This is a genomic window from Streptosporangium sp. NPDC049376 (assembly GCF_044466505.1).
Classification (GTDB): domain Bacteria; phylum Actinomycetota; class Actinomycetes; order Streptosporangiales; family Streptosporangiaceae; genus Streptosporangium.
On the sequence record NZ_JBITMT010000022.1, the window covers coordinates 41,907 to 55,575 of the forward strand.

Below are 13,669 nucleotides of genomic sequence, written 5' to 3' on the forward strand. Positions count from 1 at the left end.
ACCGTGTCAGCGCCGAGGCCTTGCGTGGAGGTGGGTGGTCAGGCGTCGAAGGCACCGGTGTTCACGCGGCCGATGAACGAACGCCACTGGGCGGGGGTGAACGCCAGGGCCGGGCCGGAGGGGTCCTTGCTGTCGCGGACGGCAACCAGGCCAGGGAGGTTGGTGGCGACTTCGACGCAGTTGTTGCCGCTTGTGCTGAGGCTGGATTTGCGGAACTTGGCACCGTGCAGATCAGTGGAAATCATGCTCGCTCCTCGCCGCAGCGATGAAGGCCGCGGACTCCTCGGGGGACAGCGCCACGTCGGCCAGGCGCTCGAAAAGCAGCATAAGACGTCGGACCTGCCCGTCGGCTTCGACGTACACCTCTCCCGCAGGACCTTCCGCGTAGCCCACATCCGGGTCGCCCGAGTCGCCGAAGGACATCACGCAGAAGCGACCTTCCATGCTGGCCACCACGACGGGTGCGCGGATGGGCAGAACCTGGATGATGATGTTTGGCCAGTCCACAACCTGAAGGATGTCGTCAAGCTGGTGCTTCATGAGTTCGGAGCCGCCCAGCGGACGTTGGAAAACAGCCTCGTCGATGACCGCGTGCAATGTTGGGGCCGAGGGTCCTACCATGCGCAGTTTGCGGATCATGCGGGCGTCCACTCGGCGCTGCACTTCAGGTTTGCTCAGGTCAGGGCGTCCGGAACTTATGACTTCTCGGGCGTAGCCCTCGCTTTGGAGTAGGCCAGGAATCAGTAGCGGCTCCCACATGCGGATGAGCTTGGCCTCGGCTTCGAGCGCGATGTAGGAGCCGGTGAACACGTCCGAATAGGCCGTCCACCAGCCACGTTGACCGGCTTCGCGGCACAGTTCGATCAGGCCGGCCTTGGTCGCGGAGTCCGCACCGTAGAGGTCGCAGGCGTTGGAGACGTCTGTGACGGACGGTGCGGTCCTCGCGTTCTCAATCCTTGAGATTTTGGCGGGGGACCAGCCGAGCCGCCGGGCTGCCTCGTCCGCGAGCAAGCCCGCTTTTTCACGGAGTTGGCGCAGGTCACGGCCCAGGCGACGGTGGCGGACTGTGGGGGACTTCATGGGCATGGGCACCAGTGTGGAGGGGTGCCCGCGTGGATTTCCACGGATCTCGTTTTCGTGTTCCCCTTGCACGCGTGCAATTGCACGCGCATCATTGGGTGCTGTGGCCCGCGACAGTGAGTGAGGGTTTCGTGACAGGATTTGATGGAGAGGGTGCTCAGGCCGCGAGGCCAGGGCCGGGCCTCTGCTTCAACGGAGGGCATCTCCGTTGGGCGCAGCCCAAGCCGCCGCAGTCCTCAATCTTTCGTGTTCACGACTCGGGGCCGGAAATCTCGATCTTCGTCTCGTGCGCGGGCAGAATCCGCGTCTCCTCACCGATCTCCAGCACAAGGACCGGCACCCCCTCAGGCATGTCGAGAGATTCCTTCTCGTCCGCCGATGGCATCCGTGCCGAGATCAGAGCCGGTCCCTCCACCGTCAGCACTACACGCTCAGCTTGCTCCCGTATGTAGCTGCCTTCGCCTCGAACCGTACGAACCACTCCTTCGGTTCGTAGTAGGGCCAAAGCATCTCGTACGGTGTCCACCCCCACTCCGTACTTGTGGGCCAAATCGGCTTCGGCTGCCAGTCGCTGGCCCGGCGAAAGCGTCTTTTTGGCGATTTGCTGCCGGAGATCATCCGCGATCTGCCGATACAGAGGCACGTGGCGACGCAATCGAGGAGGCATTGCCCTATGGCATCAGGCCATAAGGGCACCCGGCCTTTGGGCCATATGGCCATAGGCCATAGATGAAAAACGGACCTGCCCGACGTCGCGACCGCCGGGACAGGCCCTCTATCAGGAAGGTGTCTCCTGACGTGAGCAACAGTAGTGCTCCGGACTCCAGTCCGGACACGTCGATCCGGGACGGTTGCGGCTGCTTCGCCGGTGCCGTGCCCCTGCCGATGGGGTGTGCCCGGTGTGGGCATGCCCCCTATGCCCACGGGTGTTCGCAGCAGGACGGGCACGAGTACGTGCAGCCGTCCGGGCTGTTGATGAACGCCCGTCTCCAGGCCCGTCGTGAGTACGGCCCGCAGCTTCTTCCGGCTCCTCGGCCTCCGGTGGAGGTGGCTCCCGCTGAGGTGGTTCCGTTGGTGCCCGCTCAGCGGCGTCCCGACCCTGAGCCTGAGCCGGAGGCGCCCGCGATGGTTCCGGCCGCGAGGGCCGTACCGGACGGTCCTGTGGAAAGGGCTGGACAGGGGCGTTCTGCTCCCGAGCCGGTGTCCCAGGCCGTGACCGTCGTACCGGGTGGTCCTGTGGAGGAGGACGGCGCTTCCGCGCCGGTGCCTGTGGACAGGCCGGTCGCCGCTCCGGTTGTGCCGGTACGGCCTCCGTTGCCCAGGCGGGTTCGGCGTCCGTTCCCCATGGTTCCTCGGTCGGGGGTCATCTGGACGCGGGTGCACCGGCCCGGCCGCCTGGCCGTACGGCCTCGATGTCCCGTTGCTCGTGCTCGTACGGCCTGTCGGCCGGTTCGGGTTCCGGCTGTTTCTTGTTTCGCAGGGCAGGCCCGTCTGGTGAACGCCCTGGCCAGGCATGCCTCTGATCGGATCTTGGAGGTTCAGGTCATGCAGCACCCCACCCCCAACCGCCCGGTGATCCCGGGCTGGCGGTTGATCATCAGTGACGCGGGCCGGTTCTGGGCCTTCCGCAACCACCTCTTTCCCCGCGCCGCCGTACGGGCCGGAGCGGAATCGGCCGTGGACGCCGACACCTTCGAGGAGATCCAGGCCGTCGTCGCCGAGCAGGAGGAGACCGCCCGCGTCGCCCTGGTCGAGGAGGTCACCTCGTGACCGGACGGCACAGGGACGGTCTGCCGTACGCGCCGGTGTATCGGCGGGTGTGGGACGGCCCGGCACGCGCCGAGGCCGAGCGGATCGACCAGGCATGGGCCGACTGGACCGTGCTCTACAGCTTGGGCCGACGTTCCTTCTACGCCGTCGCCGCCTGGGACGGTCCCCGGCCGGTGATCGTGGAGGACCCCACCTCCGAGGGGTTGGAGGAGCGGATGCGGGAGGCCGAGATGATCCGGGCGTTCCGGCTCTCGCCGCAGTCCTCCCCGGCGCCGGTTCGGCGTAGGAGGGGCGGGGCCGGTCGTCCGTCTTCCGGGGCGCGGAACGGGGAGGTCGGCGGGGAGCGGGGTTCGCCGGGTGAGGAGACGGCATCGGCTGGGGGACGGTCTTCGCCGGGTGCTTCGCCGGGTGAGGGAATGGTGTTCGCCGGTGGACGGCCTTCGTCGGGTGGGGAGACGGTGTCCGCCGGAGGGCGTTCGCCGGGTGGGAGGGCGGCATGATGCCGTTCGTCGAACCGACGTGTCCAGTGGGTGGTGTCGCATATCCCAGTTGCGACAGCTTGCGGCGGGCTCATCCTGACTGGCTGGTGTTCCACAGCTCACGGTCCGGACTGTGGAGCGCCTATCGGAGTGTCCTGTCCGGCAGGCCGTGTCCCGGTGACGTGCTGCTGGTGCGGGCCGGGTCGGTCGGGGAGTTGGAGCGCAAGCTGACCGCCCAGGCACCTCCGGTGGTGCCGCCGAGCATCCAGGCCGTGGCCGTCGCCCGCGCGCTTCGGACTCGGACCGCTCGGGTCGTTCAGGCCGTATGCCCTGGTCAGGCCATCGCGCCTGGTCGGCCTACGGCGTTGCGCAGGTTGCTGCGCTCCCCATAGCCGGTACGGCGGCTCGCCGTACCCCTTGAGCGTGCGGTCCAGGGATGAGGGACCTGGACCGCACACAACTCCGGAAAGCCGGTACGGCGGGCGGGAAGGCTCGTGGCCCGCCGTACCTCCTCAGACGTGCGGCTCAGGTGGGAGGGACCTGGGCCGCACCCCTCGCGAGACGGCTTCCACGCACGCCGGGACATGGCAGGGCGTGCTGGGGAAGGAGGGAGCCGTCTGGCGCACCGGTCTTCCCTCGTGGAAGGCCGGTCCTCCTCCAGGGTGCCCGGCCGTCGTGCTCCCCGGCTCGGGGCCGGGCACCCGCCCTCTCACCCCCGACAAAGTCATGAACCCCGGACCCCCACTGAGCCTCACAACCCAAGCGATCAGAAGCCCAGCCCGCACACCCTCCGCCACTGAAGGAGAAGCTCCTTGTCCCCCCTCAAGGCCGTCGCACCGGACGGCACCTTCACCACCGGCCCCGACACCACAGAACGCCTCCTCACCCCCGGCGAGGTGGCCCGCGTCTTCGGGGTCGATCCCAAGACCGTCAACCGGTGGGCGCTCACCGGGCGCATCCCCTCGGTCAGGACCCCCAGCAACCAACGCCGCTACCGCCAGAGCGACATCGACGCCCTCCTCAACCCCTCCCCCTGACGGCCGTCCAGGAGGCCGGGATCGATGAAGAGCGAACAGAGGAACCAGCTGGGCCGCCCCGTGAACGTCGCCGAAACAGTCTCCCCGCCCGGTCGAGGCCGGGCGGGGAACCCGTCAGCGCGGGCCCAGGTTGATCGAGCCGAACACGTCGCCGGCCTGGATCACCGTCCCGTGGATCGTGGCGTCGCCGCCGATGGTGTTGGAGACGTCGTGGCTCTGCCGTACGACCTTGGCCGTCTCCTGTGCCCAGGCGGCCAGCTCGTCGGCGAAGGCGGGGTCGGCCGTGGCGCGGTCGATGAGGATGCCGGTGATCTCCTTGGCCTGCCCGGTGGTGCCGCCGGGGGCCGCCTCAAGGGCGGCGACCTCGCCGGAGTCGCCGCCGAAGCGGTTCCTGGCCAGGGTGACCAGCGAGGTCCAGGCGCTCTTGCCTACCTCACCCGCCGCGCCACCGACGAGGGCGGTGACGATCGCGGTGAGTACGGTTGGGTCCATGACGGCGCTCCTGTGCTCTGATCGGCTGCCCGCGGGCGGGATGCCGCCCGCGGGTCGATCATGGCCGAAGTCGGGAGCGTCAGGGAATGGGTTTGTCGGGATCGCGGAGTTCGGCCAGCAACTCGTCCCGGTCGGCCAGCAGGTTCGCCAGGATCCTGCGGGTGGCCACCATCAGGTCGGCCAGGTCGGGGGTCGAGAGCGCGTACACGACGGTCGCCCCGTCACGGGTGGCGTTCACGATCCCGGCGCGGCGCAGTACGGCCAGCTGTTGGGACAGGTTGGAGGCCTCGATGTCGAGTTCGACCAGGAGGTCACGGACGGGCAGCGGGCCGCGTTGCAGCAACTCCAGAACCCGGATGCGGAGCGGGTGCCCCAGTGTGCGGAAGAGGTCGGCCTTGACCTGGTAGAGCGGCGCGGGCATGATCAGGACGCCCCGTCGGCGTGTGCCCGCGGCCTGGCCGCGAACGCGTTGACGCCGCCCACTTCTCGTGGACCGATGACCTCCTGCTGGATCCAATCGAGGAACACAAGACACTTATAATCTGGCAAATTGCATAATTGTTCAAATCGTCAGGTTTCTAGGTAGGATGAGGCCGTGTTCTGTTCCCCAACGCCGCTCGGCAGACCCGATCCCGGTCGATACGAGGATGGGGTAGGGCGTCGCTGGGTACAGGTACCGGCGAACACAGCCTGACCTGCCGCGCCAGGCTGGATTCGCCGGCGACGCGACGGTGACAGTAGGTCAGCACGGCCGTGTGAGGGAGTACAGCCAATGGGGCGGGGTCGAGCCAAGGCGAAGCAGACGAAGGTGGCGCGCGAGCTGAAGTACAGCAGCCACGGGATTGACTTCAACCGGCTGCGTGAGGAACTCAGCGCGACCGGGGGCTCTGCGAAGGAGGACCGGACGGAAGAGCCCGTGGAGGAGCTTCCCAACCGGTAGGTTCCCCGCGCCGGATCGCCGAGCCGTACGGTGCCGGTGAAGCCACACGAGGTCTTACCGCGTTGGCGCAGCCGTACGACACGAACGAGACCGTGTGGCGCGACGGAGCCTTATATGACCGGCCGCCGGACTCCGGCGGCCGGTCCTTCGGGTTCCGTGGGGTCAGGGGGTCATCGGGAAGAGGCCTCCGACCAGCAGCGCGCCGATCGCGATCGTCAGCGCGTACGTCTCAAGCGGGACGAGGTCACGTTCCCCCGAGTGCGTACGGCTGCCCGCGAACAGCGCGAAGAAGCACCGCATCACGGTCATGCCGTTGACGCCGACGGCTCCGGCCAGCGCGAGCCAGACGACCGGTGACCCGGTGACCGAGCCGTGGATCAGCAGGTGGCCGCCCACGAACCCCAGGGAGAGCGGGAAGCCGACCGTGGCGAGCCCGCACAGCAGGAACGCCACGGCCAGCCGGGGGGTCCTGGCGAAGTTCCCGCTCGGCGCGCGCAGCGACAGCGAGCCGCGCCGCGCCTCAAGGGCGGCCAGCGTCATGGCGAGCCCGGAGACGGCCAGCGCGGAGGCCTCCCAGGTCAGCACCGCCCCGGAGACCGCCTCCGGCGAGCCGCCGAGCCCGCACGTCACCAGCCCGGTCTGGCTCATCGTCAGGAAGGCCAGCGCACGCCTCGCCTCCCCTTGGACCACTCCGAACAGCGCGGCCACGACGGCGGTCGCGCCGCCGAGCAGCGCCACGTCGTGGGCGAGCGGAACCGGCAGGTCGAGCTGGGCGAGCAGGCCGAGGGGCGCGGTGTGGAAGACGACCACGACTCCCAGCGGGACCCGCTCGACGAAGCGGGGATACCAGCTGTGCAGCGGGACGACCGCGAACCTGGCCATGATCGCGAGCACCACGAGGACGCCGCCCGCCGTCCGCCAGCCGGTGGCCGACAACGCGGTGCCCACCCCGAAGAGCAGGACGCCGGGCAGGTGGTAGGCGGCGAAGAGCCGGTCGAGCCGGTCGCCGCCCCGGCTTCCCTCGCCGCCGCGCAACCCGGCCCACACCAGCCAGGCCGACAGAGCCCACAGCACGACGTCGACCGCCTGGTGCCGTACGGCCACGAAGCCGCAGGAGACCGCGAGCAGCCGCAGGATCCTGGCCAGCGTCGCGGGCGGATGGGAGGCCAGCGGGCTCATCGCGACGACCAGCAGGCCCGCCGCGCACGTCGCGACGACGACGAGCCTGGCCGTGCCCTCCGGCAGTACGGCGTGTTCGCCGGAGAGGAACGGGACGAACCCTCCCGACCAGGGCAGTACGACGGACAGCGCCGTCGCGGCCGACGCGCAGGTCACCGCGGTACGGCGGGCGGGCTGCCGGTCGGCCACCCGGGCGACGACCACGGAGGACACCAGGAACAGCACCGCGACCAGCGAGGGGACAAAGGTGATCATGACGTGCGCCCCTCTCTCACGGGGACGGCGGTGTCACCGGCGCTCAGCAGCCGCGCCCACCGGTCGTCCAGCGACTCGGCCCGCCTGACCAGGCGCGCCAGCCCGCCGACCAGGTGGTCGCGCAGCCACGCGTCGAAGTAACCGCGTTCGAGCGCGTAGCGGTACAGCCACGCCCGCGGGCCCGCCGGGACGAGCCGGTCCAGGTGCCTTCCCGTCGGCGGCAGCGGCGCGCCCAGCGCCTGTTCGAGGTGGTGGTGGTCGTGGATCAGGCTCGGCGAACGCAGGATCTGGGCGGTGCGCAAAGCGGCGTGCGCGACCAGGTGCGCCAACGCGAGATACCGCAGCCCGAGCCCGACCTCGACCAGGACCACCCCGATCTGGGTCATCGAGGCGTAGGCCAGCGTGCTCTTGATGTCGGTCTGGGTACGGCCGACCAGGGTGGCGTGCACGGCGGTCAGCGCGCCGACCACCACGATCGCCGCCCGCACCCCCGGCGCCCCCGACCAGGCCGACTCGGTGCGCAGCAGGAGGTACGGCCCCATGCTGACGGAGATCGCGCCGTAGAAGACGGCGCTCGACGGCGTCGGCCCCTCCATGGCGCGGGGCAGCCAGCCGCCGAGCGGGACCTGGGCGGCCTTGCCCATCGAGGCCCACAGCAACGCCAGGCCGACCATGAGCGCGTCCCCGCTCGACGTGGGGGGCGGGAAGAGCGCCCACCCGCCGCCGTCGACCCCGGCCACACTCGACGAGCCGGTGGCGTGGTGCAGCCACACCACCGCGACCAGCAGGCCCACGTCACACGCCCGGTAGACGAGGAAGGCCCGCAGACCGTGCTCGACCGGCCTCCTGCGCTCGTGGAAGAACGCGATCAGCAACGCCGAGGACAGCCCGGCCAGCTCCCAGCCGACGAGGGACAGTTCGAGGGCGCCCGCGAGGGCCACCAGCTCGACGCCCGCGCCGAACAGCGCCAGCAGCATGTAGAAGCGCAGGTAGCCGGGCTCCCGGTGCAGGTAGCGCCGGGAGAAGACACCGATCAGGCCGCACAGCAGCGCGGCCAGGATCGCGAAGGGCAGCGAGAGCCGGTCGCCGACGAGCAGCAGGTGGAACTCCGACTCCCCGCTGCCGAACCAGGTGCCGACGGGCGCCGTCACCAACGTCCGCCCCTCGCCGACCATGACGCAGGCCAGCGTGAGCGCGGCGGCCGTCGCCAGCCCGAAGGCCAGCGCGACGGCCGTCGAGACGGCCCGCTCGACCCGCCGCCGCCCCTGCCAGGCGAACACCGCCATCAGGGCGAACGCCCCGAGCGGGAACCCGGCGACCGAGAGCAGCAGAAACCGCTGGAGGGTGTCGTTCACGACGCCTCCTCTCCGACAAGCTCCGGGGAGACCGGCTCCCCGGACCCCGTGCCGAGGGAGGCCGTCACGTGGGCGAACCCCAGGTGCTCCCGCCTGCCCGCGTAGAACTGCGCCGAGCGGTGCACCGTGGGGAGGGCCTCCCCCTCGGGGACGTACGGCACGAAGCCGCCCCGCTCGAAGACGTGCATCGCGTCCGACGACGGGCTCCACGCGACGAGCTGGATCCACCCGTTGCTCACGAGCCGCTCCAGCACGGCGTGCGCCCCCACGATCGCGGCCAGCCGCTCGGGCTCGGTCTCGACGACGAGCAGCAGCCGTACCGGCTCGTGGATCTCGACCATCTGCCAGGGCAGGCCCGTGCGCAGGTCGGAGGCGTGGCCGTCCATGACGCCGAGCAGGCCGACGATGTTGTGCGGCAGCTTCGTGCCGCACCCGTACCCCGCCGGGTCGACGTAGCTGAAGTAGTACTCCAGGTTGATGCCCGCGCAGACCGGTCCCGCCGCGAGCAGCAGGTTCGTCAGCAGGTCCCCCGACGGGTCGCCCTCCGGGTCGTAGGAGACGAGGAAGGCCCGCCGGTCGAGGAAGAGCCCCCGGGTGCGCGACCTGCGCCCGACGACGCCGATCGCGTTCGTGGCGTGGCCGTACTCGGGCCTGGGCTGGCCCAGGTCGACGGTGTGACTCTCGACGTGGGCCAGCGCCGCGTCGAGCGGCAGGTCGAGGGGGGCCGACTCGAACCTGCGGCAGCGTTCGTGCGCGTCCAGGACGCACGCCCGCGCCATGATCCGCTTCGCCTCCTCGACCGCGTGCCTCGACCGCTCGGGGACGAGGTCCTCGTCGTAGTAGGTCATGGAGTCGTCGCAGGTGTTGTGGTACGCCCCGACGAACCAGGTGCCGTCCGGGATGTCCAGGCCCAGGTCACGCAGTCCGGCGCGCACTCCCGGGTGGTTGGCCATCGCCGCGAACGCGCGCGCGTTGGGGCCGCCGCGCCCGCCGCCGGTCGCCCCGCAGTCGTGCGCCGACTCGTGCGGGTTGTTGAGGCTTGAGGAGCCGTGACCGACGATCAGCACGACGGGCGCCAGTTCACGGCCGAGCCCGGTCGTCCGCAGGGCGGAGGAGATGACCTGCGTCATCTCCGGCACGGAGTACCCCCGCCGCAGGCCGTCCTCGGTCTCCACGGCGCCGGGGGCCCGCTCGATCGCCAGCCTGGTCACGGCCCCGCCGCCGGGGTCGTGGTCCAGGCGCCGGGACCAGCGGTGGAACCGGCGCGGGAACAGGCAGCGGCCGACCAGCGTGACGACCTGGGTCGCCCCGAGGCCGAGGGAGATCACGCTGCCGCGCGCCAGGGTCCTGCTGCCCACGGCCAGACCCAGGCTCAGCCCGCCCCGGCCGTGCCGTGAACCCGGCTGCCGTGGCGTGCGGGACTCTGCGGGTTCCTCGACGACCAGGTGCGTCGGGGTGACGACGACCGGGCACAGCGGGCGCGGGCGCACCTCGCCCGTCCCGAGGTAGGTCATGGCCACCCCGAAGAAACCGGCGTAGCCGTAGGTCCTGGCCTGCGGGAAGTGCTCCTCAAGGTGCCTGCGCAGGGACTCCTCCCGCTCGTCGATGCAGAACACGGCCTGCATCGTGACGGGCGGCGCCTCGGCTCCGGCCGTGAACCGCCGGTGGGCGTCGAGCGCGTCGAGCGCCCCGACCCGGTGCCGCCGTTCGTAGGCCAGGTGCAGCAGACGGCGCCGTTCGGTCTCGTCGCAGGCGGCGACCGCCCCGAGCCAGGCGGCGGCGTGCTCCGGCCTGGCGAGGACCGTGACGTCCACGGGCATCAGCTGTGCCAGGACGAACGCCTCGTAGACCAGTTCGAGGCCGGGCCGTACCGCCCCGTCGTCTGCGCCGGTCACCCTGGGCGGCCGGTCGAGGCGACCGGCCATCGCGTGCCGTGCGGCCTGGACGTCCAGGACGAGCTGGACGGCCAGGTAGTCGAGCAGCCGTGCCGCACGCGCCTCGACCGGCGCCAGGTCGGGCCGGTGCTCGAACTGACGCATCATGCCCGCCCAGCCGCGCAGCGACAGCAGCGTCGCCTCGATCGCGGCGCCCCGGGCCTCCTCGGGTACGGCCAGCTCGTCCAGGGCCCAGACGACCGTCCGCTCGGCCGTCCAGCCCTCGGCCTCCTGCCGTCTCAGCTCGGCGCCGAGACCCCGCAGGAACCGGTCGGGCGGGCCGCCGGCCTGGCCGTACAGGCGGCGGAAGGCGCGCAGGAAGCCCAGCTCGCGTTCGGGCATCGGCCAGTAGGCGATCCCCTGGTCGAGGAAGGCCGCCGACAGCCGGATCAGCAGCGGGTGCACCAGCTCGTCGGTGTCGGTCCCGGTCTCGGCGAGGATCCGGTCCCGCCCGCGCGCCGGGGGAGCGCCCGCGCCGGGCACCGCCGGAGCCGCCGCGGCCAAGCCGTTCCACAGGGTGTCGAGAAGCCGCGCCTGCGAGGCCCGCGCAGTCTGTTCGGGCGTCGTGGTCCAGTCGCGGCCGGCCTGCGCGAGCAGCTCGGCGCGTCGCCGGGGGTCGAGAAGGTCGCTGAGGCGGGTTCGGGCGTCGGTCTCCAGGAGCAGCCAGTCGAGCGCGGCGCCGCTGGGGATCTCGAACAGGTTCCGCAGCCGCAGGGCGAGGAAGCGCGCCCGCGTCGGCCCACCCGGCACGATCGGGGCACCGCCGGGTGCCTCGGCCTCGGCGACCGCGTCGATGTCCGAGGGACGGATCCGTCCGGAGCCGACGTGGTCCCGGAAGGCCGCCTCACTCTGGAACGGCTCGGTGCCGAACACCCGCGCCGCGCTGACGACGGCCTCGTCGAAGGGCAGGTGCTCGAAGGCGTGCAGGGTGTTGTGGTGGACGAACGTCTGCAACGGAGCCTGCTCGGGCAGCAGCCTCGCCGCCCGTTCGACCAGCTCGGTGACGTCCGTGACGCGGTCCCCACGTCCGGGGGCCGCGGCGATGTCCAGATGGGTCATGCTCGCCTCCGGCGTCTGGTCGCCCGCGGGTGGGCGGAGACGGGGACGAGCCCGTCGAGCCCGCGCAGGGTGAGGGTGGCCCGCCACTCACGTGACATCGTGGCCAGCCCGGAAAGGAAGGTGTGGTCGACGAGCGTCGCGTCCGTCACGTCGACGACGACCTCGGTGACGCCGCCGTCCCCCGTGTCGTCCTTGGTGGCCCCGTTGACCGTACGGCGCAGCGGCAGCAGGGCGGTGAAGACGGCGGCGACGGGGACGCGGACGTTCAGCACGCTCCCCGAACGGACGGCCACGGCGCGGGGCCGCAGGAAGGCCACCGGCGGCACCCCGCGGACCAGGTGCAGCACGATCTTCAGGGCGAGACCGGCCGCGACGCCCATGAGCAGGTCGGTGGCGAGCGTGACGAACATGGTGGTCAGGAACAGGGCGAGCTGGTCGAGGCCGATCTCACGGGCGTGGGCGAACTCGCGGGGGGAGGCGAGCCTGGTGCCGGTGTAGACGAGCATGGCGGCCAGCACCGCCAGCGGAATGGTCTGCAGCAGGCCCGGTGCCAGGGCGACGAACAGCAGCAGGAAGACACCGTGGAAGAAGTTGGACCCCCGAGAGGCGGCGCCCGCGTCGATGTTGGCCCGGCTGCGGACGATCTCCGAGATCATCGGCAGGCCGCCGATCAGCGCGGAGACGAGGTTGCCGCCGCCGAGGGCGAGCAGGTCGCGGTTGAGGTCGGAGGAACGCCTCTCGGGGTCCATGGAGTCGACCGCCAGCACGGTCAGCGTCGACTCGATGGTGCCGATCAGGGCGAACATCACCACGTACTTCAGCGACGTCCCGCTGAGGATCACCGAGAAGTCGGGGAAGGCCACGGCGTCGAGCAGGGTGCCGGGGAGCCGGACGAGGAACTCGGGGCCGAGGTGGTAGGTCGTGGTCATGAACCGGTAGTCGTGCGGGACACCGACGTGGAACCACAGCGCGACCGGCACGGTCACGGCGAGCACGACCAGCGGCGCGGGTACGGCCCTGGCCCACCTGGCCCTGATCAGCGGCATGCCGAACATGATCAGCAGGCCGAGCGCGCCGAGCAGCAGGACGCGGGGGTTGGCACTGGCGACGCTGTGCGGGATCTCCGCGATCAGGCCGAGGGTCTCCTTGCTCTCCGGCTTGACGCCGAGCGCGACGTGGGCCTGCTTGGAGATGATGATGATCCCGATCGCGGCGAGCATGCCGTGCACGACCGAGGGGGACATGGCGATGCCGACGGTGGCCACCCGGCACAGCGCGAAGGCGATCTGGACGACCGCGGCGACTACGCCGACGGCCAGTGCCCGCCGGTAGCCGACCGCGAGGTCGCCTCCGCCGAGTTCCTGGACCGCGCCGAGCGCGATCACGATCAGGCCCGCGGCGGGGCCCTTGATGGTCAGGGGCGCGCTGCCGAGCAGGCTGACCAGCACACCGCCGACGATCGCCGTCAGGACACCGGCGACCGGCGGGAACCCGCTGGCCAGCGCGATCCCCAGGCAGAGCGGGAGCGCGATGAGAAAGACCAGGAAGCCGGACTTGACGTCGGCCGTCTGGAAGGCGCCGCGGCGGGGCGCGGTGGCTAAGTCGTCATGGGCCTTCAGGCCGTGCTGTTCTGACGTCACTGAGATCCTCACAAGGGCGTGGGCGGTCTGCTCCGGCCGTGTTCGGCCGGAGGTCGTGCGCACGGGAAACGCCTGCTCGCAGGCGTCCTGGGCGCACGGGGGGACCGCGGGCCACGCTCGTTTCGAGGATCGTCTCCGACGGCCGCTCCTGGTGGATCGCGACGGTGACGTCGCGTACCGGAGAACGGGAGTCGGTGGTCTCACTGTCGGTGAAGTCGTCCTTGACCTCACGCGAGTCGTTGCCGAAGGTGTCGTGCTCGTCGCCGAAGGCGGTGGCGACCGGGGAATCGAGGCTTCCCATGGCCGTCCCGCTGATCGGGCCTCGCACCGGGGTCGGTGGGACGGCCCTGGTGCGGTCGAGCTCTTCGTGGTGGTGGTGATGGCGCGTGTCCGCGCAGGCCACGGAAAAGGCCCTGGCCGGGGCGATCGTCTCGAACCATGACGTCATC

The 13,669-nt window shown here is 70.9% G+C and carries 14 protein-coding genes; 4 read left to right on the plus strand and 10 right to left on the minus strand.

The window, feature by feature from the left end; translation table 11 throughout:
- Positions 1 to 38: 38 nt before the first annotated feature.
- From ACIBVQ_RS34490 to ACIBVQ_RS34500, 3 genes are all read right to left on the minus strand, one after another.
- Positions 39 to 245, minus strand: coding sequence for a DUF397 domain-containing protein (locus tag ACIBVQ_RS34490; protein WP_362783031.1), 207 nt, complete (start codon positions 243 to 245; stop codon positions 39 to 41).
- Entirely contained in the window at positions 232 to 1,086 is an 855-nt protein-coding gene (locus tag ACIBVQ_RS34495) for a helix-turn-helix domain-containing protein (protein WP_399182701.1), read from the minus strand. The genes ACIBVQ_RS34490 and ACIBVQ_RS34495 overlap by 14 nt, the downstream gene beginning before the upstream one ends.
- A gap of 244 nt (positions 1,087 to 1,330) precedes the next feature.
- The gene (locus ACIBVQ_RS34500; RefSeq protein WP_399182703.1) at positions 1,331 to 1,723 is read right to left on the minus strand and encodes a GntR family transcriptional regulator; all 393 of its coding nucleotides are present in this window, start codon (positions 1,721 to 1,723) and stop codon (positions 1,331 to 1,333) included.
- 902 nt (positions 1,724 to 2,625) lie between these two features.
- On the opposite strand from ACIBVQ_RS34500, the gene ACIBVQ_RS34505 reads away from it, so the two are divergent.
- The 3 genes from ACIBVQ_RS34505 to ACIBVQ_RS34515 all read left to right on the plus strand — a co-directional run bounded on the left by ACIBVQ_RS34505 (position 2,626) and on the right by ACIBVQ_RS34515 (position 4,366).
- Complete coding sequence (locus tag ACIBVQ_RS34505) at positions 2,626 to 2,850, plus strand: hypothetical protein (RefSeq protein ID WP_399180239.1); 225 nt, start codon at positions 2,626 to 2,628, stop codon at positions 2,848 to 2,850.
- On the plus strand, positions 2,847 to 3,350 hold the full coding sequence (locus ACIBVQ_RS34510; protein ID WP_399182705.1) for a hypothetical protein: 504 nt from the start codon (positions 2,847 to 2,849) through the stop codon (positions 3,348 to 3,350). Before ACIBVQ_RS34505 ends, ACIBVQ_RS34510 begins: the two co-directional genes overlap by 4 nt.
- A gap of 791 nt (positions 3,351 to 4,141) precedes the next feature.
- Positions 4,142 to 4,366 (plus strand): BldC family transcriptional regulator, encoded by a 225-nt coding sequence (locus ACIBVQ_RS34515; protein WP_352015833.1) that lies wholly within the window; start codon positions 4,142 to 4,144, stop codon positions 4,364 to 4,366.
- A gap of 114 nt (positions 4,367 to 4,480) precedes the next feature.
- Here ACIBVQ_RS34515 and ACIBVQ_RS34520 read toward each other — a convergent pair whose 3' ends face one another.
- Both ACIBVQ_RS34520 and ACIBVQ_RS34525 read right to left on the minus strand, forming a co-directional pair.
- The gene (locus tag ACIBVQ_RS34520; protein ID WP_399182708.1) at positions 4,481 to 4,858 is read right to left on the minus strand and encodes a hypothetical protein; all 378 of its coding nucleotides are present in this window, start codon (positions 4,856 to 4,858) and stop codon (positions 4,481 to 4,483) included.
- Positions 4,859 to 4,937: 79 nt separating this feature from the next.
- A complete protein-coding gene (locus ACIBVQ_RS34525; RefSeq protein ID WP_352015835.1) occupies positions 4,938 to 5,279 on the minus strand; it encodes a metalloregulator ArsR/SmtB family transcription factor in 342 nt (113 codons plus the stop codon).
- Positions 5,280 to 5,630: 351 nt separating this feature from the next.
- Between ACIBVQ_RS34525 and ACIBVQ_RS34530 the strand changes: the two genes are divergently transcribed.
- Entirely contained in the window at positions 5,631 to 5,798 is a 168-nt protein-coding gene (locus tag ACIBVQ_RS34530) for a DUF3073 domain-containing protein (RefSeq protein ID WP_352015836.1), read from the plus strand.
- 162 nt (positions 5,799 to 5,960) lie between these two features.
- Here the strand turns inward: ACIBVQ_RS34530 and ACIBVQ_RS34535 are convergent, their stop codons facing one another.
- From ACIBVQ_RS34535 to ACIBVQ_RS34555, 5 genes are read right to left on the minus strand one after another with little or no spacing between them, the layout of a single operon-like run.
- Entirely contained in the window at positions 5,961 to 7,232 is a 1,272-nt protein-coding gene (locus ACIBVQ_RS34535) for a proton-conducting transporter membrane subunit (RefSeq protein WP_399182710.1), read from the minus strand.
- Entirely contained in the window at positions 7,229 to 8,587 is a 1,359-nt protein-coding gene (locus tag ACIBVQ_RS34540) for a proton-conducting transporter membrane subunit (RefSeq protein WP_399182712.1), read from the minus strand. Before ACIBVQ_RS34540 ends, ACIBVQ_RS34535 begins: the two co-directional genes overlap by 4 nt.
- Complete coding sequence (locus ACIBVQ_RS34545) at positions 8,584 to 11,580, minus strand: YbcC family protein (protein ID WP_399182714.1); 2,997 nt, start codon at positions 11,578 to 11,580, stop codon at positions 8,584 to 8,586. The genes ACIBVQ_RS34540 and ACIBVQ_RS34545 overlap by 4 nt, the downstream gene beginning before the upstream one ends.
- A complete protein-coding gene (locus ACIBVQ_RS34550) occupies positions 11,577 to 13,220 on the minus strand; it encodes a SulP family inorganic anion transporter (protein WP_399182716.1) in 1,644 nt (547 codons plus the stop codon). Before ACIBVQ_RS34550 ends, ACIBVQ_RS34545 begins: the two co-directional genes overlap by 4 nt.
- Positions 13,186 to 13,668 carry a hypothetical protein gene (locus ACIBVQ_RS34555; RefSeq protein ID WP_399182718.1) on the minus strand — a complete coding sequence of 161 codons (483 nt, stop codon included), beginning with the start codon at positions 13,666 to 13,668 and terminating at the stop codon, positions 13,186 to 13,188. The genes ACIBVQ_RS34550 and ACIBVQ_RS34555 overlap by 35 nt, the downstream gene beginning before the upstream one ends.
- Between the last annotated feature and the right edge of the window lies 1 nt (position 13,669).

Coding starts and splice junctions, on each gene's coding strand:
- ACIBVQ_RS34490 (WP_362783031.1), bottom strand. CDS start 245: ATGATTTCCACTGATCTGCACGGTGCCAAGTTCCGCAAATCCAGCCTC.
- ACIBVQ_RS34495 (WP_399182701.1), bottom strand. CDS start 1,086: ATGCCCATGAAGTCCCCCACAGTCCGCCACCGTCGCCTGGGCCGTGAC.
- ACIBVQ_RS34505 (WP_399180239.1), top strand. CDS start 2,626: ATGCAGCACCCCACCCCCAACCGCCCGGTGATCCCGGGCTGGCGGTTG.
- ACIBVQ_RS34520 (WP_399182708.1), bottom strand. CDS start 4,858: ATGGACCCAACCGTACTCACCGCGATCGTCACCGCCCTCGTCGGTGGC.
- ACIBVQ_RS34525 (WP_352015835.1), bottom strand. CDS start 5,279: ATGCCCGCGCCGCTCTACCAGGTCAAGGCCGACCTCTTCCGCACACTG.
- ACIBVQ_RS34530 (WP_352015836.1), top strand. CDS start 5,631: ATGGGGCGGGGTCGAGCCAAGGCGAAGCAGACGAAGGTGGCGCGCGAG.
- ACIBVQ_RS34535 (WP_399182710.1), bottom strand. CDS start 7,232: ATGATCACCTTTGTCCCCTCGCTGGTCGCGGTGCTGTTCCTGGTGTCC.
- ACIBVQ_RS34545 (WP_399182714.1), bottom strand. CDS start 11,580: ATGACCCATCTGGACATCGCCGCGGCCCCCGGACGTGGGGACCGCGTC.
- ACIBVQ_RS34555 (WP_399182718.1), bottom strand. CDS start 13,668: ATGACGTCATGGTTCGAGACGATCGCCCCGGCCAGGGCCTTTTCCGTG.